Origin of the sequence: Stenotrophomonas sp. SAM-B, assembly GCF_013387485.1 — a bacterium.
Taxonomy (GTDB): Bacteria; Pseudomonadota; Gammaproteobacteria; order Xanthomonadales; family Xanthomonadaceae; genus Stenotrophomonas; species Stenotrophomonas maltophilia_AA.
In genome coordinates, this window is sequence record NZ_JABBXB010000007.1 from 56,742 (window position 1) to 76,912 (window position 20,171).

Genomic DNA, 20,171 nt, shown 5'->3' on the forward strand with positions numbered 1-20,171 from the left:
CCGATCGGCTCGCGGACGCTGCTTTTCCTTGCCCCGCCCTTGCCGCTGCTCTAGGCTTCCCGTTTTTCGCGGCGCCCCAAGGGAAGTCTCATGGTCGAAGGTTTGGGCAGGATTGGCTTCGGCCTGTTCGGGTTGGCAGTGCTGATCGGCATTGCCTGGTTGTTCTCGAACAACAAGCGGGCTGTCGACTGGCGCTTGGTCGTCACCGGTATCGCACTGCAGATCGCCTTCGCGGCGGTGGTGCTGCTGGTCCCGGGTGGCCGTGACGTGTTCGACGCGCTGGGCAAGGGCTTCGTCAAGATCCTGAGCTTCGTCAATGAAGGCTCCGGCTTCATCTTCGGCAGCCTGATGGACACCAGCCAGTTCGGTTTCATCTTCGCCTTCCAGGTGCTGCCGACCATCATCTTCTTCTCGGCGCTGATGGGGGTCATGTACCACCTCAACGTGATGCAGATGATCGTGCGCGGCATGGCCTGGGCGATCACCAAGATCATGCGCGTGTCCGGTGCGGAAACCACCAGCGTCTGCGCCAGCGTTTTCATCGGCCAGACCGAGGCGCCGCTGACCGTGCGCCCGTACATCGCCAAGATGACCCAGTCCGAGCTGATCACGATGATGATCGGCGGCATGGCGCACATCGCCGGCGGCGTGCTGGCGGCGTACGTGGGCATGCTCGGCGGCAACGACCCGGTGCAGCAGGCGTTCTACGCCAAGCATCTGCTGGCCGCGAGCATCATGGCCGCCCCGGCGACCCTGGTGGTCGCCAAGCTGCTCGTACCCGAGACCGGCACCCCGCTCACCCGCGGCACGGTCAAGATGGAAGTGGAGAAGACCTCCAGCAACATCATCGACGCCGCCGCGGCCGGTGCCGGTGACGGCCTGAAGCTGGCGCTGAACATCGGCGCGATGCTGCTGGCCTTCATCGCGTTGATCGCACTGCTGAACGCCCCGCTGACCTGGCTGGGTGACGTGACCGGCCTGGCCGCGATCATCGGCCGCCCGACCGACCTGTCGACCCTGTTCGGCTACCTGCTGGCCCCGATCGCCTGGGTGATCGGTACGCCGTGGGCCGATGCCACCACCGTGGGGTCGCTGATCGGCCAGAAGGTCGTGATCAATGAGTTCGTGGCGTACTCGGAGCTGTCCAAGATCGTCAACGGCCAGGTGCCGGGGATGGTGCTTTCCGACGAGGGCCGCCTGATCGCGACCTACGCGCTGTGCGGTTTCGCCAACTTCAGCTCCATCGCGATCCAGATCGGTGGTATTGGTGGCCTGGCGCCGGAGCGTCGCCACGATCTGGCCAAGTTCGGCCTGCGTGCAGTGCTCGGCGGTACCATTGCCACCTTCATGACGGCGACCATCGCCGGCGTGCTGACGCATTTCAGCTGATATCCGTTCCTTGAGAAACAGTCTTTATGAGTAGCAGTGTCGTCGTAATCGGTTCCTTCAATGTGGATCATGTCTGGCGTTGTGAGTCGCTCCCGGCCCCGGGTGCGACCATTGCCGGCCGCTACAGCACCGGTCCCGGCGGCAAGGGCTTCAACCAGGCCGTGGCCGCCCGCCGTGCCGGCGCGCCGACCACGTTCCTGTGCGCGCTGGGCGATGACGCCGGCGGTGCGATGGCCCGTGGGCTGGCCGAGCAGGACGGCTTCGCGCTGACCGCCGAGGCCAGCAGCGAGCCGACCGGCACCGGCGGCATCTATGTCGACAGCCGTGGCCGTAACACCATCGTGATCGGCCCGGGTGCCAACGCAGCGCTGAGCCTGGACTTCGTCGAACAGCAGCGCGCGCTGCTGGCCGGCGCCAAGGTGGTGCTGGCACAGCTGGAATCGCCGGTGGAAACCATCGAGGCCGCCCTGGCGATCGCGCGTGAGGCCGGTGCCACCACCGTGCTCAACGTGGCCCCCGCGGATGCGCCGTCCAGCATCGGCCTGCTCAAGCTGGCCGACGTGCTGACCCCGAACGAGACCGAATTCGCCGCCCTGCTCGGCCGTCATGTCGGCGAGCGCGTGGAGGCCAACGACGTCGCCGCGCTGGATGGCGCGAGCCTGCATGCGCTGTGCCGCAAGCTGGTCGGCAACGGCACCGTGGTGGTGACGCTGGGTTCGGTCGGCGTGTTCGTTTCGCACGCCGAAGAGAACCTGCGTGGCGACACCCAGCCGTACTACCGCGTGGGCGCCGAGCAGGTGCAGGTGCTGGACACCACCGGTGCGGGCGATGCGTTCAACGGCGCCCTGGTCGCTTCGATCGCCCAGGATCCGGAGGCGGCGTTTGCCCGCCATGTGCGTTTCGCCAATCAGTTCGCGGGCCGTTCGACCGAGAAGGAAGGCGCCGCCGCGGCGATGCCGCACTTCACCCCGGCCGACGCCGAAAACAAGTAAGCGTCACCACTGTGGATACCGAGAGGCCAGCGTTCGCGCTGGCCTTTTTTTTGGTTTTTCTCCCATCTGCATGAAAGCAAGAAGCGCCCTCTGAGCCTTTCCAGGCGCGGCGTCGAGTGGGTCGAGCGCTGGGGCGCGATGCCCTTGCCGGCGAATGTCCCCCGGCGTCGGCCTGCGGCCGACCCCTCCTCCTTTATTTCGCCCACAAGGGCATCGCGCCCCACGTATCCAGACCACTGGCGCTGCATGGAAAGCGCCGGTTTTCCTTCTGCCTGCCGCGAGCCGGAGCCCCGTAGCGGCCGGTAGGCCCCTGAGCAAAATCAAGGAGGAGGCCGTCGTCGCCAGGCGGCGGCCGGGGGACATTTGCCGAGGGGCCTACCGGTCGCTACGGGGCCCCTGAGCTCGCGGTACGCCCCAGCGACGTCGGCATGCAGCGCGTGATCCACAGCGCCAGCGCGCCCACCAGGAGTCCGGCAAGCACGTCCAGCAGATCGTGCTGCCAGGTGGTGAGCGTCGAGAGCAGGATCAGCCCACAGGCGCCGTGCCACAGCCAGCGCAGTACCGCCGCATCGGCCTGCAGCCACTGCCGCCATGCCTGCCAGACCACCACCAATACCGCGGCATGCAGCGACGGCGCCATGTTGAACGGCGCCTCGAACGCGCGCAGCTGTGCGAACAACAGCCCGCTCACGCCATCCGGCTGCGGCAAAACACGCACGTTGCCGGTCGGCCAGCACACGAAGGCGAGCATGCAGGCGGCCTGCACCAGCGCGATGGCCAGCGCATGGCGGCGCAGGGCGGATCGGGTCGGGCAGAGGAAGAACGTCAGCGGGTACAGCAGGTTCAGCGCCAGGTACGGCCAGATCGTCCACGCCCAGAACGGCATCACCTCGTCCCAGCGACCGTGCAGGCTGTACGTCTGCGCCTGGCTGGCGGCCCAGTGGTTGGTCAAGCTGTAGCCGTGGATGAACATCGCGCCGAGCACCAGCATCCACAGCATGGCCTCGCGCCAGGGCGGCTGGGGGACCGAAGGGTTGGCATGAGGCGGTAGGGGCACGCGCGCACCCTAGCAGAACGTGGCACGCCTGTTTGCCGCTATCCTTGCGCTTTCGCGGATACAGGGACTGTACGCAGTGGCAGCAGCAGGCAGTCAGCAACACACAGGCGCGCACGCGGACGCACCGCGCTGGACGCGCAATCCGGCCTGGGCCGTGTTCTCGCAGACCCATGCGCAGCGCTCGCTGCTGCTGGTCTCCGGTGGCGCCGACGAGCTCTACGTGGTCGACGAGGCGGATACCCCGACGGTCGTCGAACGGATCCTAGGCCACTGGCAGGACGACACGCTGGCGATGCTCGAGCAGGATCCCGACTGTGGCCCGGCGGTCCGCCAGTTGATACGCCTCGGCGTACTGGTGCCGCTGCAGGCGGTGCGCAGCGTGCGCCGCTATGCGATCGATTGGCTCGGCGAACCCCTGCCCGGATTGGCCGACGCCTTCGACCAGCACGCGAGCGCGGATCTGCAGCGCGTGGATGCCGTTGCGGACGCCGATCTGCTGGTCCTGGTCCGGCATGGGCTCGGCTGGGAACAGGCCCTCACCCGTTACCGCGCACGGATGCCGGCACAGCCGCATCTGCTGCTCGACCTCAGTTATCACCACACGCTCGCGCTCGGGCCCTATGTGGTGTCGGGCCAGAGCGCCTGCGTGTATTGCCTGGGCAACCGGGTGCTGCGCCGCTGGGGCGACGCCGTGGTGCCGGCGCTGCCCGCCGTCGCGGCGCAGCCGGCGCGGATCGCGGCGCTGGTCGCCCCCTTGCTGGATCAGCCCCAGCTGTTGCTGGGCTATCTCGAACGCAGCGTCTGGCTCGACCTGCATCGCCTGCACGGGGAGCGCGACCGGGTGCTGCGACTGCCGTGGTGCCCCGCCTGCCAGGGCGGCGAGGCGGCGCTGCCGGCACCGCTGCCGCTGCCTTGGGACGCCGCGCGCCCGTGATAATGTGCCTCCCGCGCCGGGCGTTTCCGCCTCGGTCAAGGGAGTGACCCCATGTATCGCCTGCCGACCCAGTTCGATGCCAGTGCTTCGCGCCAGGACCTTGCCGCCGCAGGCGGCGGCTCGACCTCGACCACCTGCAGTTCCTGCGTCGTCACCCTGCTCGGCACCTCGGTGCTGTCCGCGGTGGTGCTCGGCAGGCTGGACCCCGTTGCGCCCGCCGCCAACAGCCGCGATGCGCACGCCACGGCAGTTTCCGTCGATACCGGCACCGGTGTTCACGCCCCGCAGCCTCCCCCGCTCCCGGAGCCGCCGCTTGCTGCGGAGCCGGGCCGTCCGGAGACGGCATCAGCGTCAGCCACGCCTACAGTGCCGACCGCCGGTCTGAGCCGCACGAGCCGGGTGCTGCTGGGCCTGTTTGCCTTGCCGCTGGCCGCGATCGGCGGTGGTATTTTCATGAGCACCTCGAACCCGATCTTCGGGCTGTTCGTCGCCGTCGGGCTGTATCTGGGCATCTATGCCCTCGTCTACGAACGCGCGGGGCGTTCGCTCGGGCGCGGCATCGGCATCGCCATCGGGCTGCTGCTGGGCCTGTTCGCGGTCGGCGCGCTCGAGATGATGCTCTGGCTGAGCGTGTTGAAATGAGCCGCGCCGCCGAGCAGGCGGCGGCGCTGGACACGCCCACGTTGTCGTCGCACCTGCTGCATGGCGCGGCGCGTCCGCGCTGCGGTCTGGTGCGCCCGGCCCAGCCGATCGAGGCCAACCCCTGCGATGCCACCGGCCCCTTGTTCGAGGGACGGCGCGTACACAATGCCGCCACCCCGGCCGACCCGGCCAATCCCTGGCAGGGCGTCTCGGGCGCGGTCGCGCTGGAGGCCGATGCGGCCGCCGATGGCGCGGTCGCCGAAGCCCTGGAGCGACTGGCGGCGGCGCAGGCGAGCCTGGAAGTGCGGCGCCGCGATGCGCTGACGCCCGCACAACGCCTGGACGAATCGGCCTTCGCGCTGTTCTCGGCCCGCCAACGTGCAACGCCGGGCTTCCCATGGCCGATGCCCGAACGCGACCACGATCTGTTCGCGGCGGTGCATGCGCTGGATGACAACCGGGTGGCCTGGGTGCCGCAGGAACTGGTCGGACTGGGGCCGCGCAGCGGCCAGGCGCGATTGCCGTCGACGTCCAGTGGCCTTGCGGCCTGGCGGGATGGCCGCGATGGCGCCTGGCTGGCGCTGCTGCGCGCGGCCCAGGAGCTGCTGGAGCGCGATGCGCTGGCGGTGACCTGGCTCAACGGCGTGGCCGGCCGGAGAATCGCGCTGCCCGCCCAATGGCAGGCATTCGCAGACGCGCGCGGGAGCGAACTGCGGGCCTTCGACCTGACCCAGCACTGGAACCCACACCCGGTGATCGCGGTCGCGGGCGGCATCCCGTTCGAAGGCCGCGCCCGGCACGTCCTCGGCATCGCCTGCCGCGCCGATCCGGGTGAGGCGCTGCACAAGGCGCTGCTGGAATGGCAGCAGGCGCTGACCTTCGCCGCGCATCTGTGTGGCCGCGAAAGCGCGCGGCTTCCGCGTGAACCGGCGGCACTGCGCAGCTTCGACGAACATGCCGCGTTCTACACCCTGCGCCCGGATCTGTGGCCGCAGCTGCCGCTGCTGCGGGAGGCGGGCGACAGCACGTTGCAGCTGCCGCCACCAGGCGAGGTGATGCGTCCCGCTGCGCCGCGCGCCATCGCCGAGCTCGATCTGCTGCGGCGCCGGCTGGGCCATGCCGGCATCGCGCTGTACTACCGCGAGTTGACCACCGCCGATGTGGCCGCGGCCGGCCTGCGGGTGATGCGGGTGCTGTCGCCGCAGCTCAGCGGCCTGCATGCCGACGAGCGTGCGCCGTTCCTCGGCGGCCGTTGCCAGGACGTGGCCTGGCGGTACCCCGGCGTGCCGCACAGCGGCGCGTTTCCGAACCCCTTCCCGCATCCATTGGGCTGATCCCCGAGAACCGCATGCCGTCACCGCCTTCCCCCTGGCAGGATGCCCCGCTGTTCCATCTGTTCTGGCACAACGGCGAGCTCAATCCCGCGCGCGCTGAAGTGATGCGCGCGCGCATCGCCGAGGATGCCGCACGCGCCTGGTCGCCGCCACGGCCCTTGCATGCAGCGGCCGGCGTCGCCCTGCCGGACCCGGTACACCCCGGCGATGCCCTGGCGCAGCGCCACAGTGGCCGTCGTTTCGGTGACGCACGCTGGGGCGTGCAGGAACTGGGGCGCGTGCTGGCCCCGCTGCGGGCCCGGCCCGGCGACAGTGACACGCGGCGCCTGCCGTCCGGCGGTGCCAAATACCCGATCCAGGCGTATGCCGCGCTGTACGGCACTGACGATGCGATCGCCGCAGAACCGGGCATCCATTGGTACGACCCGATCGGGCATGCGCTGGTGCCGGTGGCGCCCTGCCCGGCATGGCCGGCGCTGTCCAGGCTGCTCGGCGTGGACTGGCCGGAGCGGCCTGCGGCCGTGCTGTTCCTGATCGCCGAACCGGCCGGCACGCTGACCAAGTACGGCGAGCGCGGTGGCCGCTTCGTGTTGATCGAGGCCGGGGTCTGGCTGGGCGCACTGGGGCAGGAAGTGGCGGCGATGCATGCCGCCGGCTGCGCGATCGGCTCGTTCGAGGACGCCGCCGTGCTGGCCCTGCTCGGGCTGGACCCGCAGCGGCATCTGGCCGTGCTGGCCTATGCCTGTGGTCCGGCGCCCTGAGCGCGACCGGAATTCGCCAGCGAATGGCCGCTGCCTGGATTGCCCCGATGCTGTCGTCACTCGACCATGAGCTGCCCGCTCACGGACGACGCACGAGATGACCGACACCCCCTTCTGGATGCTGCTGGCCGCCACCGGCACCGCGCTTGCGGTGCTGCTGCACATCGGCTGCATCGCCTTCGGTGCCCCGTGGTATGAATTCTTCAGGGCCGGCCAACGCATGGTGCGCCTGGCCCGTGCCGGGCGTGCCGAACCCGCCTTGATCACTGCCGCGATCACCCTCGTGCTGGGCATCTGGACGCTGTATGCCTTGTCGGCGGCCGGCTGGGTACGCCCGCTGCCCGGCACCCGCTGGGTGCTGCTCGGGATCATCGGCATCCTCGGCGGCCGGGGCCTGGCCGGGCTGATCATCGGCCGGGTCCGCCCGGGCTACAACGGTGCGCGCTTCTGGTATGCCAGTTCGCTGACCTGCCTGGCGCTCGCTGGCCTGTACATCGCCGGCAGCCTGACCCGATAGCGCCGGCCGCCGCCCTTCATCGCGTGATTGCCGGCCAGCGGTCGGCACGACCGGTAACCCGCCAGCATCAGCCGCCGCTGGGGGCGGTGGAAGCAATCGTCAAGCATATGCTCATGACTGGAGCGCATCAGGCCCTTCCGGATCGGCCTGAACGCGCGTCGGTGTCTGCTTGGTTGCCGGCCAGCGGCCGGCACTACAATGCGCACATGCAGATTGGCCCCTACAACATCCAGCCCAACGTGGTGCTGGCGCCGATGGCCGGTGTCACCGACAAGCCCTTCCGCCTGCTGTGCAAACGGCTGGGCGCAGGTCTGGCCGCCTCGGAGATGACCATCTCCGATCCGCGCTTCTGGAACACCCGCAAATCGCTCCACCGCATGGACCATGCCGGCGAGCCGGACCCGATCAGCGTGCAGATCGCCGGTACCGAGCCGCAGCAGCTGGCCGAGGCGGCGCGCTACAACGTGGACCACGGCGCGCAGATCATCGACATCAACATGGGCTGCCCGGCCAAGAAGGTCTGCAACGCCTGGGCCGGCTCGGCCCTGATGCGCGATGAAGACCTGGTCGCGCGCATCCTCACCGCCGTGGTCAACGCGGTGGACGTGCCGGTCACGCTGAAGATCCGCACCGGCTGGGATTGCGATCACCGCAATGGCCCGCTGATCGCGCGCATCGCCGAAGACAGCGGCATCGCCGCGCTGGCCGTGCATGGCCGTACCCGCGACCAGCACTACACCGGCACCGCCGAGTACGAGACCATCGCTGCGATCAAGGCCGCGCTGCGCATTCCGGTGATCGCCAACGGCGACATCGATTCACCGCAGAAAGCCGCGCAGGTGCTGAAGCAGACCGGCGTGGACGCGGTGATGATCGGGCGTGCCGCCCAGGGGCGCCCGTGGATCTTCCGCGAGGTGGCGCACTACCTGGCCACCGGCGCGCTGCTGGCGCCGCCCTCGATCGCCGAGGTGCGCGACCTGCTGCTGGGGCACCTGCACGCACTGCACGATTTCTACGGCGAGCAGCAGGGCGTGCGCATCGCGCGCAAGCACCTGGGCTGGTACGCCAAGGACCGGCCGGAGAACGCCGCCTTCCGTGCAGTGGTCAACCGCGCCGAAGACGCCGCCAGCCAGGTCGCCCTGACCACCCACTATTTCGATGCCCTCGCTGCCGGCGAGCCGTTGTCGTCCGCTGCCTGAGCATTCCGCCATGACCCCGCCGATCACTGCACCGACCTACCTCCACGGCTTCTCCGATACCGAGCAGCACCGCCTGGTCACCCAGTCGCGCCTGTTCGAATCGAGCATCTTCAGCGGCATCGATTACAGCGGCGCGCAGCGTCTGCTGGAAGTCGGCAGCGGCGTCGGGGCGCAGACGGACATCCTGCTGCGGCGCTTCCCGGAGCTGCATGTCACCGGCGTGGACCTGAGCGAGACGCAGCTCGCCACCGCCGCCACCAACCTGGCCAAGACGCCGTGGTGCCGCGAGCGTTACACGCTGCTGCAGGCCGATGCCGGCAACCTGCCGTTCGGCGCCCGCGAGTTCGACTCGGCGTTCCTGTGCTGGGTGCTGGAGCATGTGCCGTCACCGGCGCGGGTACTCAACGAAGTGCGCCGCGTGCTGGTGCCCGGCTCGCCGGTGTATGTCACCGAAGTGATGAACGCCTCGTTCCTGCTCGATCCGTATTCGCCGCACATCTGGCGCTACTGGATGGCCTTCAATGATTTCCAGTACGACCACGGGGGCGATCCGTTCGTCGGCGCCAAGCTCGGCAACCTGCTGCTGGCCGGCGGCTTCCGCGATGTGCACACCGAGATCAAGACCATCCACCTGGACAACCGCGAACCGGCGCGTCGCAAGACCATGATCGCGTTCTGGGAGCAGCTGCTGTTGTCGGCCGCCGATCCGCTGCTGGAAGCCGGTCTGGTCGACCAGGAGACGGTGGACGGCATGCGCCGCGAGTTCAGTCTGGTCCAGAACGACCCGAACGCGGTGTTCTTCTTCTCCTTCGTGCAGGCCCGCGCGACCGTGTACTGATCGCGTCGCGGACCTACCGCGTCGCCCAGGCGATCACGGTCACCACGACCGCAGCGGCCAGCAGCAACCAGATACCGAGTCCGCCCCGGTCCCCCGGGGCCACCGTGCTGCCACCGGCGGTGTTGCGGGCGCCTTCGCGCGGCCGCGCGGTCGGCGTGCTGCCCACTTCCAGCGTACCGGTGGCCGGCCGCTGGCTGCGCTCGGTGATCTTGTTCTGCATGCGTCGCGCGCGTTCGGGATCGACCTTGCGCAGCTCGTCCAGCAGCACCTGCTGCTGGCGTTCGCGGTCCGGCTGCGCCTTGGCCTTGCGCATGATCTCGCGCAACGGCACCGCCGGCTGCTCGGCGGACCGGCCCGGGGTGAGCTCCAGCAACAGGGCGCGATACTCCGGCGGCACATCGGCCAGCCGGGTGTAGCGCGTGCCATTGATTTCCATGTCGAACCGCTCGGTCACGGTGCCTCCGTCCATCCTGCCTTGGGTGCGATGACCTCGGCGTTCGTCGGTGCGTGCCAGATGCGTTGCCACATCGCCGCGAACCGGCGTTTCACCATCGCCCTGCCCTGCTCCCCTTCATACGCCGGACGCAGCTGTCGCGGCGTGATCGCCGCCCAGCCTTCGCCATCGGCCCGCGCCACCGCGAAGGTGAAGGTGTAGTCCGGCTCCAGGCCCATGCGCAGGTCGCTGAGCCGCAGCTCGCCATCGACCACCTGCGCACGCATGAAGCCGCGGTTGAACCAGTTCAGTCGTTGCACGGCCGGCAGCGTGGCCGCCTGGCGCAGGGCCTGCACGTTGGAGGGATGGCCCTCGAAGGTCATCGGGCCACGGTCGGCGATCAGCGAGCGCTCGCCGATCACGTAGCCGTTGGGCGTCATCGCGACGACCTGCCAGAGCAGCGTGTTGAACGGCATCGCCACCGAGAAGCGCGGCGCATCGCCCAGCCCCATCGCGGCCAGCGCACGATCAGCTTCACGATCAACGGTGTGCTTGGCCAGCAGCGACCAGCCCAGGTAGCCACTGCTGAGCACCAGGCCGGCCACCAGCGCCTTCTGCGCCAACGGCCGCGCCCGCGCGAACCACGCCACCGCGCAGGCGATCAGCAGCCACCCCGTGTACAGCGGGTCGATGATGAAGACGCTGGCCCACATCGTGGGGTGCGGGGTGAACGGCCACCACAGCTGGGTACCGTAGACGGTGAAGGCATCCAGCAGCGGATGGGTGATCAGCGCCAGCAGGATCGCCCAGAACCAGCGGCCCGGCGCCTGCGCCACGCGGCCGTGACCAAAGCGTTTGAACAGCCACCAGATCAGCGCGGCGACCCACGGCAGCACCAGCAGCGAGTGGCTGTAACTGCGGTGCTCGACCATCAGCGCCACCGGATCGGCCGCAGTGAAGGCCAGCACCAGCGCGTCCAGGTCCGGCAGGGTGCCGAGTGCGGCACCGGCCAACAGAGCAGCGCGGCGATGGCCGGCCGGGGCGATGGCGGCGGCCACTGCGCCGCCGAGTACGATCTGGGTAAAGGAGTCCATCGGCCGATGCTAGCAGCCGCGAGCGTGCGTGCGCCGGGGGCGTTGCGCTCAGGCGGCTCTGGCCCATGCGGCGTTGCCGGGCAGCGCCACCAGGGTCCGCCCGGTGTGATCCAGCAGTCGCAGGGTGCCGTCCGGATCCTCGGCGAGCACGGTCAGGCTTTCGACCCAGTCGCCGTCGTTGGCATAGATCAGTCCGTCGCGCTCCACCAGCGCCGCGCGGTGGATGTGCCCGCAGACGATGCCATCCAGGCCGCGCCGGCGCACGTCGTCCAGCCCGGCCTGGACGAAGCGCTCGATGTAGCGCTCGGCCGCGCCGCTGCGCTTCTTGAGGAATTCGGACAGGGACCAGTAGCGCTGGCCGAGCCGTCGCCGCGCCGCATTGAGCAGGTTGTTGCCGGTGAGGATGCGGTAATACAGCCAGTCGCCGAACTTTTCCTGCAGGCCGCCGAAGTGGGTGATGCCGTCGTAGTCATCGCCGTGCACGACCAGCAGCCGCCGCCCGTCCGCGGCCACATGGATTGCCCGCCCGCGCACCTGCATGGCCGGCAGCATCAGCCCGCAGACCTTGCGCAGCGAGGCATCGTGGTTGCCGGGGATGTAGATGATCTCGGTGCCCGCCCGCTGCAGCGCGTGCAGGGCCTGGATCACGTCGCTGTGGGCCGGCCGCCAACTGGCCCGGCGGTGTGCCATCCACCACAGGTCGATGATGTCGCCCACCAGATAGAGGCGCTCGCAGCGCAGGTCGGCCAGGAACCGGGCCAGTTCGGCGGCGTGGCAGTGGCGTGAGCCCAGGTGCACGTCGGAAAGGAAGACGGCCCGCCGATGGGGCGCCAGGGTCGTCACGGGCCGCTTGGCGGCCTCCCGCACGTCGCGCTGCTCGAAATCCTGCATGGCGTACTCCTCATGCCCGGCGGCCGGATGCGCCGAAGCCTGCGCCAGACGCACGACAAGCCGATGGCGGTTCAACGACAGCGGGATGACGATCGGCCGCGGCTTGTGCGCCGGCTGCGCGGCCCTTGGGCCCCGGAGGTCCGGGCGGCGGACCGCTGCTGCCCACTGTCACGCTGGTGGAACACTGGGCGGTGACGCTGGCCCTCAATCCCGTCACACCGGGCCCTGCGACGGGCACACGGGCTTAACCACGGGCAACCCGCGCTGGCGCACAATGCAAGCGCGCGACTTGCCGTGTATCATTCGCGCCCATCTTTCCATCCGAATCAAAGGATATTACGCCTGATGTCCAGCTACCTGTTCACCTCCGAATCGGTCTCCGAAGGCCATCCGGACAAGATTGCCGACCAGATCTCCGATGCGGTGCTGGACGCGATCCTGACCCAGGACAAGCGTGCGCGCGTGGCCTGCGAAACCATGGTCAAGACTGGCGTGGCGATCGTCGCCGGTGAAATCACCACCAGCGCCTGGATCGACCTGGAAGCCTTGACCCGCAAGGTGATCCTGGACATCGGCTACGACAGCTCCGACGTCGGTTTCGACGGCGCGACCTGCGGCGTGCTGAACCTGATCGGCAAGCAGTCGCCGCACATCGCCCAGGGCGTGGACCGCAAGAAGCCCGAAGAAATGGGCGCTGGCGACCAGGGCCTGATGTTCGGCTATGCCACCAACGAGACCGACAGCTACATGCCGGCCGCGATCCACCTGTCGCACCGCCTGGTCGAGCAGCAGGCCAAGATCCGCAAGAAGAAGAACTCGCCGCTGTCCTGGCTGCGCCCGGACGCCAAGAGCCAGGTCACCCTGCGCTATGAAAACGGCGCCGTCTCGGCCATCGACGCGGTGGTGCTGTCGACCCAGCACGCCCCGGGCGTGAAGCAGAAGGACCTCATCGAGGCCGTCCGCGAAGAGATCATCAAGCCGGTGCTGCCGGCCAAGTGGCTGCACAAGGGCACCAAGTTCCACATCAACCCAACCGGCAAGTTCGAGATCGGCGGCCCGGTGGGCGACTGTGGCCTGACCGGCCGCAAGATCATCGTCGACACCTACGGCGGCTGGGCCCGTCACGGTGGTGGTGCGTTCTCGGGCAAGGATCCGTCCAAGGTCGACCGTTCGGCCGCCTACGCTGCCCGTTACGTCGCCAAGAACGTCGTTGCCGCCGGCCTGGCCGACCGTTGCGAAGTGCAGGTCTCCTACGCCATCGGCGTGGCCGAGCCGACCTCGATCTCGGTCACCACCTTCGGCACCGGCAAGATCAGCGATGACAAGATCGAAAAGCTGATCCGCAAGCATTTCGACCTGCGCCCGTACGGCATCATCCAGATGCTGGACCTGATCCACCCGATGTACCAGCAGACCGCCGCCTACGGCCACTTCGGCCGCAAGGCCAAGGAGTTCAGCTACACCAACGGTGCTGGCGAACAGGTCAACGCGACCGCCTTCTCCTGGGAGAAGACCGATCGCGCCGCCGCCCTGCGCGCGGATGCGAAGCTGAAGTAAGACAAATGGGCCGCGCAAGCGGCCCATTTTCTTATGGGTAGAGCCGGGCCATGCCCGGCTGGCCGCGCGCAGCGCGGCAATGATGAGAAAGCCGACGGGCCGCGAAAGCGGCCCTTTCACGTTGTGGGTCGTGCCGGCCTCTGGCCGGCAACCTCGTGACGTCCGGCAGGATCTGCCTGGCTGTCGGCCAGCGGCCGGCACTACCGGGCCTCCGATCGGCCGCTACAATCGGCCCATGCCCGAATTCAAATCCAACCAGCTGTCCATGACCGTGCTGATGTCGCCGGACATGGCCAATTTCTCCGGCAAGGTGCACGGCGGTGCGGTGCTGCGCCTGCTCGACCAGGTCGCCTACGCCTGTGCGAGCCGCTATGCCGGCAGCTACGTGGTCACCCTCTCGGTGGACCAGGTGATGTTCCGCCAGCCGATCGCGGTCGGCGAGCTGGTCACCTTCCTGGCCTCGGTGAACTACACCGGCACCTCCTCGATGGAGATCGGGGTCAAGGTGGTGGCCGAAGACATCCTCAAGCGCAGCGTGCGCCATGCCAACAGCTGCTTCTTCACCATGGTCGCGGTGGACGAGGACGGCAAGCCCACGCCGGTACCGCCGCTGCAACCGGACACCAGCGACGAACGCCGCCGGCATGCCGCCGCGTTGATCCGCCGCCAGCTGCGCGAGGAGATGGAGCAGCGCCACCTGGAGCTGCTGGCGTCCAATCCGCCTGCGCCGGGCGATGTGCCATGACCAACGGTCATGGCCTACCCGGTAGCGATGTGCCATAACCAACGGTCATGGCCTACCGGTCATGGGTTACCCGGTGTTCTGTACGCCCTGCGAGACACCATTCACGCAGGCCACCAGCGCACGCAGCACGTCATCGTCTTCGCCCCCGCTGTCGCGCCAGCGCCGCAGCAGGTCCACCTGCAGCACGCTGATCGGATCGATGTAGGGGTTGCGCAGCCGGATCGACAGCGCCAGGCGCTGATCGTGCTGGAGCAGCTCGTCCTGCCCGGTCAGCGCGAGGATCCACTGCGAGGTCAGGTCGAGTTCACCCCGGATCTGCGGGAAGAAGCGGCCATGCAACGCACCAGACAGCTGCGAGAACTGCTCGGCGATGGTCAGGTCGCCCTTGGACAGCACCATCGCGATGTCGTCCAGGAAGGTGCTGAAGAACGGCCAGTCGCGCGCCATCTCTTTCAGGATGTCTTCGTGGCCAGCGTCGATCGCCGCCTGCAGGCCACTGCCGACCCCATACCAACCCGGGATCACGGCACGCGCCTGGCTCCAGGCGAACACCCACGGAATCGCGCGCAGGTTGGTCAGTGCGGCATCCTCGCCCAGACGGCGCGAGGGGCGTGAGCCCAAGGTCATCCGCTCGATCACGTCGATCGGCGTGGCCAGGCGGAAGTACTGCATGAAGTCTTTCTGGCCGACGAAGGCGCGGTACGCCTCCGCACTCTTCTGCGCGATCAGGTCCATCACCGGGCGCCACTGGTCCTCGCGCGGTTCCGCTGCGCGCGGGCGCAGGCTCGAGCGCAGCACCGCACCGGTGGACTGCTCCAGCGAACGCAGCGCCAGCGCGCGGATGCCGTACTTGCGGTGGATCACTTCGCCCTGTTCGGTCACGCGCAGGCGGCCATCGATGCTGCCGCGCGGCGAGGCATCCACGGCGTGCGTGGTCTTGCCGCCACCGCGGCTGATCGAGCCGCCACGGCCGTGGAAGAAGGTCAGCCGGATGTCGTTCTCGGCGGCGACGTCCAGCAGTTCCACCTGGGCGCGCTGCAGGCCCCAGCGCGAGGCCGCGATACCACCATCCTTGCCACTGTCCGAATAGCCGAGCATCACCATCTGCACATCGCCACGTGACGCCAGGTGCGTGCGGTAGACCGGATCGGCGAGCAGATCACGCAGGGTATCGGTGCCGCGCTTGAGATCGTCCACCGTCTCAAACAGCGGGGCGATGTCGAGCGGCACCGCGCCGGCGTCATCCACCAGGCCACCGCGGCGCGCCAGCGCGAGCACGGCGAGCACATCGCTGCGGTCATGCGCCATCGAGATGATGTAGCTGCCCAGCGCGTCGGCACCGTGCCGGTGGCGTGCATCGGCCAATGCCGCGAACACCGCATCCAGGCGTTGCCCGCCCTCTTCGCTGCTCGCCGGCAGTGCCTGCTCGCCACTGGCGAACGGGGCCAGGCGCGCCGCGCGGGTAACCGCATCGGCGGCGTCCCAGGCGTCCTGCCCATCCAGCACACTGGCCAGCGCGCGGCCATGCACGCTGGATTCCTGGCGCACATCCAACCGCGCCAGGTGGAAACCGAAGGTGCGTACCCGCCACAGCAGGCGGCGCACCGCGAAGCCGCCGGCGTGGTCACCCTTGTTGTCGTGCAGGCTGCGCAGGATCAGCTCGATGTCGTCGGTCAGTTCCTGGGGCGATGCATACGCACCGTCCGCATCCTCCATCGTCGCCTGCACACGTGCACGCATGCGGTCGTTGAGCAGGCGATAGGGCATGTCGGCATGCCGCGGCCGCGAGGTGACCTTGGGCAGCAATGCCTTGTAATGGTCGACGCGGGCCTGCAGTTCATCGCTGACCGCCACCCGTTCGGTGGACTGGCTGAGCAGGCTGGCCAGCTGCAGCAGGTCTTTCTGGTAGCGGCCGAGCACGGCCTGGCGCTGGGCATCGAGCGTGTTGCGGATGGTGCCGGCATCCACGTTCGGATTGCCGTCCATGTCGCCGCCCACCCACGTGCCGAAGCGCAGCAGGCGTGGCAGCGGCAGTTCTTCGCCATACGTATCCAGCAGCGCCTGCTGCAGCGATTCGTAGAGCACCGGGATCACCCGGTACAGCACCTGCACCAGATAGAAGCCGACGTGTTCGCGCTCGTCTTCCACGGTCGGGCGCACCGGCGAAGAATCGGTGGTCTGCCACGAGGCGGTCAGCGCCATGCGGAAGCGCGCGGCATCGGCGGCGGCTTCACCCGGCGTGCGCTGGCCGTCGAGGTTGTCGACCAGGCTGGCCACCATCAACTGCTCTTTTTCCAGCAGCGCACGGCGGACCGCTTCGGTCGGATGCGCGGTGAACACCGGCTCGATGTCGATGCGCGGCAGCCACTCGGCAAGCTCGGCCAGGGTCACGCCCTGCGCCTTGAGATTGACCAGTGCATCCTGCAGGCCATCCGGCTGCGGCGTGGCGGTACCGGCGCGCTGGTAGTCGCGTCGGCGCCGGATGCGATGCACGCGCTCGGCGATGTTCACCACCTGGAAATAGGTACTGAACGCACGCACCATCGCTTCGGCGCGCGCCGGCGGCAGGCCGGTCAGTGCATCGTTGAGATCGGACAGGGGGGCGTCGCTTTCGCGGCGGGCAATGGCGCGCGTGCGCACCTGTTCCACATCATCGAAAAACTGCGTGGAGACCTGCTCGGCGAGCAGGTCGCCGACCAGTGCGCCGAGTCGGCGTACATCGTCACGCAGGGGAATATCGGGAGTGGCAAAAACGATGCTGCTACGGTACTCGTTCATCTGCGACGCACTGGCCTCGGGAACGGAATCCGCTCAAGCCTACCCCACATTGGGGTCGTTGCTGCGTCGCGCAAATAGTTACATCTGGTAGTGCCGGCCGCTGGCCGGCAGGTGCCGATCATTTCTGGTACCGGCCAACGGCCGGTACCCATCCGTCATTTTCCGTGGATGCCAACCGGTCGGCATCCACGATCATGATCTGCATCGGCTCGTAGCCGGTCCCGCCGCGGCGGGACCGGCCGGGTGTGGTCAGCGTTTCTTCTTGACCGGCTTGCCCTCGCCCACGGTCTGCTCCAGCCAGCGCTCGCTTTCCGCCAGCATGGTCATGATCGATTCGCGCGCGCGGTAGGCATGCGATTCGTTCGGTAGCATCACCAGCCGCGAGGTGCCGCCCAGCCCCTTCACCGCGGCGAACATGCGCTCGCTCTGGATCGGGAACGTGCCGGAGTTGTTGTCGTCCACGCCGTGGATGAAGAGGATCGGGTCCTTGATCCTGTCGGCGTAGTTGAACGGCGACATCTTCTGGTAGACGTCCTGCGCCTGCCAGTAGTTGCGCTCTTCGGCCTGGAAGCCGAACGGGGTCAGCGTGCGGTTGTACGCGCCGCTGCGGGCGATGCCGGCCTTGAACAGGCGGGTGTGCGCGAGCAGGTTGGCGGTCATGAACGCCCCATAGGAATGGCCGCCGATCGCGATGTGCTCACGATCGGTCACGCCACGCCGCACCACTTCGTTCACGGCCGCCTCGGCGTTGGCGATCAGCTGCGGCAGGTAGGTGTCGTTCGGTTCCTTGTCGCCCTCGCCGATGATCGGCATCGACGGGCTGACCAGCACCGCGTAGCCCTTGGCCAGGAACGCCTGCGGGCCCCAGTAGCTGATCGCGTTGAAACGGTACGGCGAGTCAGTCACCTGGCTGGCGGCTTCGGCGGTCTTGAACTCGCCCGGGTAAGCCCACATCAGCAACGGCAGCGGACCGTCCTTCTTCGCGTTGTAGCCCGGCGGCAGCATCAGCGTGGCGGTCAGGTCGACGCCATCGTTGCGCTTGTAGCGGATCTGCTCCTTGCTCACCCCACGCAGCTGCGGCAGCGGGTGCTGGAAGTGGGTCAACGCCGTCGGCGCCGCGGTGGCATCGGCCAGCGACTGCACGTAGAAGTTGGCCGGCTCATCGGGCGATTCACGCGTCAACAGCAGCGAGGTGCCTTCCTGGTCGAGCAGTGCCACCGGCGCGGCATAGGACGGGGCCTGGGAGTGGAACAGGCGCGTGGTCTGCTTGCTGTCCAGATCGAAGCGATCCACGAACGGACGGTCGCCTTCCGGCGAGGCCCCCAGCCCGTACAGGAAGATGCTGCGGCCATCGGCACTGACCTGCAGGCGCGAGCGACCGTTGACGTCGCGCACCAGGCCGGGGCGGCCCGGGTCGTTGTAGCGGTCCTGCGAGGAACGCGCCGACAGCAGCTCGGCCGCCTTCTCCGGCTGATCCGGTGCGATCCGCCACTGCTTGACCTCGCGGTTCTTCCACCACGACTCGTTGAGCAGGGCCAGATCGCCACGGCCCCACTGGATGCCCGCATAGCGGCTGCCCAGCTGCGCCAGCGTCACCGGCGGCGTGTCGAAGGGGGCGGCCTGCATCAGCACCGCATCGCGCACCTTGGCCTCGCGGTTCGGGTCGCCGCCGTCCTGCGCTTCGGCCCAGACCAGGGTCGCCGGCGCATCGGCGCGCCAGTCGATCCGGCGCACGCCGGTGGCCACCGCATCGTTGCCGGTCGGCAGGCCTTCCTTCAACGGCAGGTTGGCCACGGTGTGTTCGAGCTTGCCGTCCACGGCTGACAGCACTTCGATGCGACGCGCGAACGCACTCGCCGGCACCAGGTAGGAGTACGGGCGCACGACGCGCTCGCTCAGCAGGTAGCGGCCATCCGGGGAAAGGGTGACATCCCAGTAGACCCCACCGGTGGACAGCGGCGTGGTCACGCCGTTGAGCGCGACCTTGGCCGGCTGCGCGCTGGCGTAGTAATCGAACAGGCGCGCGTCTGCCTCGTTCTTGAGCATGTCCTGGTAGGTGCGGATCGTGCGGACGCCGGCGTCGGCCTCGGTCTGCTGGATCGCCGGGCCGGTCGGAATGCCGCCGGCGGCCGGCGCCGGACCCTGGCCCTTGAGCTGCTGCATCACCAGCAGGCCGCGGCTGTCGGGCTGCCAGCTGTAGCCATCGCCCATCACCGTGTTCAGATCACCGACCAGGCGGCGCGCCGAACCGGCGTCGACATCGACGATCCACAGCTCATTGGTCCCGGTGGCGGCGTGCACCTGGTTGAAGGCGATGTACTTCTGGTCCGGCGACCAGGCGAAGGTGGCGATCGACAACGGCTGCGGCAGTCCGGTGATCTGACGCTCCTTGCCGTCGGCCACGCTCATCAGCCACAGCTTGTCGGCGAAGCTGAAGCGGCTGGCCGAATGCGTGGCCGGGTTGATGCGCAGGCCGGCCAGCTTCAGCTCGGGCTGGGCGACGTCGTTGATCGACGGCAGCGGCGGGGTCTGCAGCAGCGCGGCCAGGTCACGGCGCGGGGACAGGCTCAGGGTCGGGGCACGCGGCGCATCGACCACGGCCTGCAGGGCCGGCGACGGCAGCTGGTAGCCGCCCTGATCGCCCTGGGCGGCCACGGCCTGCGCAGGGGTCCTGGCGGTCGGGGCGGCGGCCAGCGCCAGCGGCGGCACCGCCAGCAGGGCCAGGCCGAGGATCAAGGTATGGCGCCATTGCGGTGCGCGTCGACCATGGTTGCGTGTCATGTTCCGTCCCTATGCTGATACAAACTCCCGACCTTAACAGCCGGGCGCCGATCGCCCCCCTGCCGATGGTTGGGGGCGGGGACCGATTCATGCCAATGCAGCGGGCCGCGATATAATGGGCGACCCTCCACCGAGGGGCGCTGCGACCGTTCCGGACCTTGTCCGGGGGCGGCCAGGCTCGGTGGCCAGGATTGGTTCCAACGGCGCCCGGCGAACACGAGTACCGACT

Annotated in this window: 17 protein-coding genes and 1 riboswitch; of the genes, 11 read left to right on the forward strand and 6 right to left on the reverse strand. The window is 68.6% G+C overall.

Annotated features, from left to right (window positions below; genetic code table 11):
• Positions 1-90 precede the first annotated feature (90 nt).
• Together HH110_RS14760 and HH110_RS14765 are read left to right on the forward strand one after the other, a co-directional pair.
• Positions 91-1,389, forward strand: a complete 1,299-nt coding sequence (locus tag HH110_RS14760) for a NupC/NupG family nucleoside CNT transporter (protein ID WP_176990364.1) — start codon at positions 91-93, stop codon at positions 1,387-1,389.
• Between the two features lie 26 nt (positions 1,390-1,415).
• The gene (locus tag HH110_RS14765) at positions 1,416-2,381 is read left to right on the forward strand and encodes a ribokinase (RefSeq protein WP_176990365.1); all 966 of its coding nucleotides are present in this window, start codon (positions 1,416-1,418) and stop codon (positions 2,379-2,381) included.
• Positions 2,382-2,766: 385 nt separating this feature from the next.
• Here HH110_RS14765 and HH110_RS14770 read toward each other — a convergent pair whose 3' ends face one another.
• Entirely contained in the window at positions 2,767-3,381 is a 615-nt protein-coding gene (locus HH110_RS14770; protein WP_176990366.1) for a phosphatase PAP2 family protein, read from the reverse strand.
• A gap of 133 nt (positions 3,382-3,514) precedes the next feature.
• On the opposite strand from HH110_RS14770, the gene HH110_RS14775 reads away from it, so the two are divergent.
• The 7 genes from HH110_RS14775 to HH110_RS14805 all read left to right on the forward strand — a co-directional run bounded on the left by HH110_RS14775 (position 3,515) and on the right by HH110_RS14805 (position 9,663).
• Positions 3,515-4,372, forward strand: coding sequence for a hypothetical protein (locus tag HH110_RS14775; RefSeq protein ID WP_176990367.1), 858 nt, complete (start codon positions 3,515-3,517; stop codon positions 4,370-4,372).
• 51 nt (positions 4,373-4,423) lie between these two features.
• On the forward strand, positions 4,424-5,014 hold the full coding sequence (locus HH110_RS14780) for a hypothetical protein (RefSeq protein ID WP_176990368.1): 591 nt from the start codon (positions 4,424-4,426) through the stop codon (positions 5,012-5,014).
• Positions 5,011-6,348, forward strand: coding sequence for a YcaO-like family protein (locus HH110_RS14785; RefSeq protein ID WP_176990369.1), 1,338 nt, complete (start codon positions 5,011-5,013; stop codon positions 6,346-6,348). Before HH110_RS14780 ends, HH110_RS14785 begins: the two co-directional genes overlap by 4 nt.
• A gap of 14 nt (positions 6,349-6,362) precedes the next feature.
• On the forward strand, positions 6,363-7,109 hold the full coding sequence (locus tag HH110_RS14790; RefSeq protein WP_176990370.1) for a SagB/ThcOx family dehydrogenase: 747 nt from the start codon (positions 6,363-6,365) through the stop codon (positions 7,107-7,109).
• A 97-nt stretch (positions 7,110-7,206) separates the two neighbouring features.
• Complete coding sequence (locus HH110_RS14795; protein WP_176990371.1) at positions 7,207-7,626, forward strand: hypothetical protein; 420 nt, start codon at positions 7,207-7,209, stop codon at positions 7,624-7,626.
• A 206-nt stretch (positions 7,627-7,832) separates the two neighbouring features.
• Positions 7,833-8,825 (forward strand): tRNA dihydrouridine synthase DusB, encoded by a 993-nt coding sequence (gene dusB, locus HH110_RS14800; RefSeq protein ID WP_176990372.1) that lies wholly within the window; start codon positions 7,833-7,835, stop codon positions 8,823-8,825.
• A gap of 10 nt (positions 8,826-8,835) precedes the next feature.
• Positions 8,836-9,663, forward strand: a complete 828-nt coding sequence (locus HH110_RS14805) for a methyltransferase domain-containing protein (RefSeq protein WP_176990373.1) — start codon at positions 8,836-8,838, stop codon at positions 9,661-9,663.
• A 13-nt stretch (positions 9,664-9,676) separates the two neighbouring features.
• Here HH110_RS14805 and HH110_RS14810 read toward each other — a convergent pair whose 3' ends face one another.
• Genes HH110_RS14810 through HH110_RS14820 form a run of 3 tightly spaced genes read right to left on the reverse strand, consistent with a single transcriptional unit; the run spans position 9,677 to position 12,081 of the window.
• Complete coding sequence (locus HH110_RS14810) at positions 9,677-10,117, reverse strand: hypothetical protein (RefSeq protein ID WP_176990374.1); 441 nt, start codon at positions 10,115-10,117, stop codon at positions 9,677-9,679.
• The gene (locus HH110_RS14815) at positions 10,114-11,190 is read right to left on the reverse strand and encodes a metal-dependent hydrolase (RefSeq protein WP_176990375.1); all 1,077 of its coding nucleotides are present in this window, start codon (positions 11,188-11,190) and stop codon (positions 10,114-10,116) included. Before HH110_RS14815 ends, HH110_RS14810 begins: the two co-directional genes overlap by 4 nt.
• A gap of 48 nt (positions 11,191-11,238) precedes the next feature.
• Positions 11,239-12,081 carry a UDP-2,3-diacylglucosamine diphosphatase gene (locus tag HH110_RS14820; protein ID WP_176990376.1) on the reverse strand — a complete coding sequence of 281 codons (843 nt, stop codon included), beginning with the start codon at positions 12,079-12,081 and terminating at the stop codon, positions 11,239-11,241.
• A gap of 345 nt (positions 12,082-12,426) precedes the next feature.
• On the opposite strand from HH110_RS14820, the gene metK reads away from it, so the two are divergent.
• Complete coding sequence (gene metK / locus HH110_RS14825; RefSeq protein WP_019182462.1) at positions 12,427-13,638, forward strand: methionine adenosyltransferase; 1,212 nt, start codon at positions 12,427-12,429, stop codon at positions 13,636-13,638.
• 235 nt (positions 13,639-13,873) lie between these two features.
• Complete coding sequence (locus HH110_RS14830; RefSeq protein WP_176990377.1) at positions 13,874-14,383, forward strand: acyl-CoA thioesterase; 510 nt, start codon at positions 13,874-13,876, stop codon at positions 14,381-14,383.
• 66 nt (positions 14,384-14,449) lie between these two features.
• Here the strand turns inward: HH110_RS14830 and ppc are convergent, their stop codons facing one another.
• On the reverse strand, positions 14,450-17,161 hold the full coding sequence (gene ppc / locus HH110_RS14835; RefSeq protein ID WP_176990378.1) for a phosphoenolpyruvate carboxylase: 2,712 nt from the start codon (positions 17,159-17,161) through the stop codon (positions 14,450-14,452).
• Between the two features lie 249 nt (positions 17,162-17,410).
• Positions 17,411-19,942: a prolyl oligopeptidase family serine peptidase gene (locus HH110_RS14840; protein ID WP_176990379.1), complete on the reverse strand. Its 2,532-nt coding sequence runs from the start codon at positions 19,940-19,942 to the stop codon at positions 17,411-17,413.
• Between the two features lie 126 nt (positions 19,943-20,068).
• Positions 20,069-20,158, forward strand: a riboswitch (S-adenosyl-L-homocysteine riboswitch).
• The last annotated feature ends 13 nt before the right edge of the window (positions 20,159-20,171 follow it).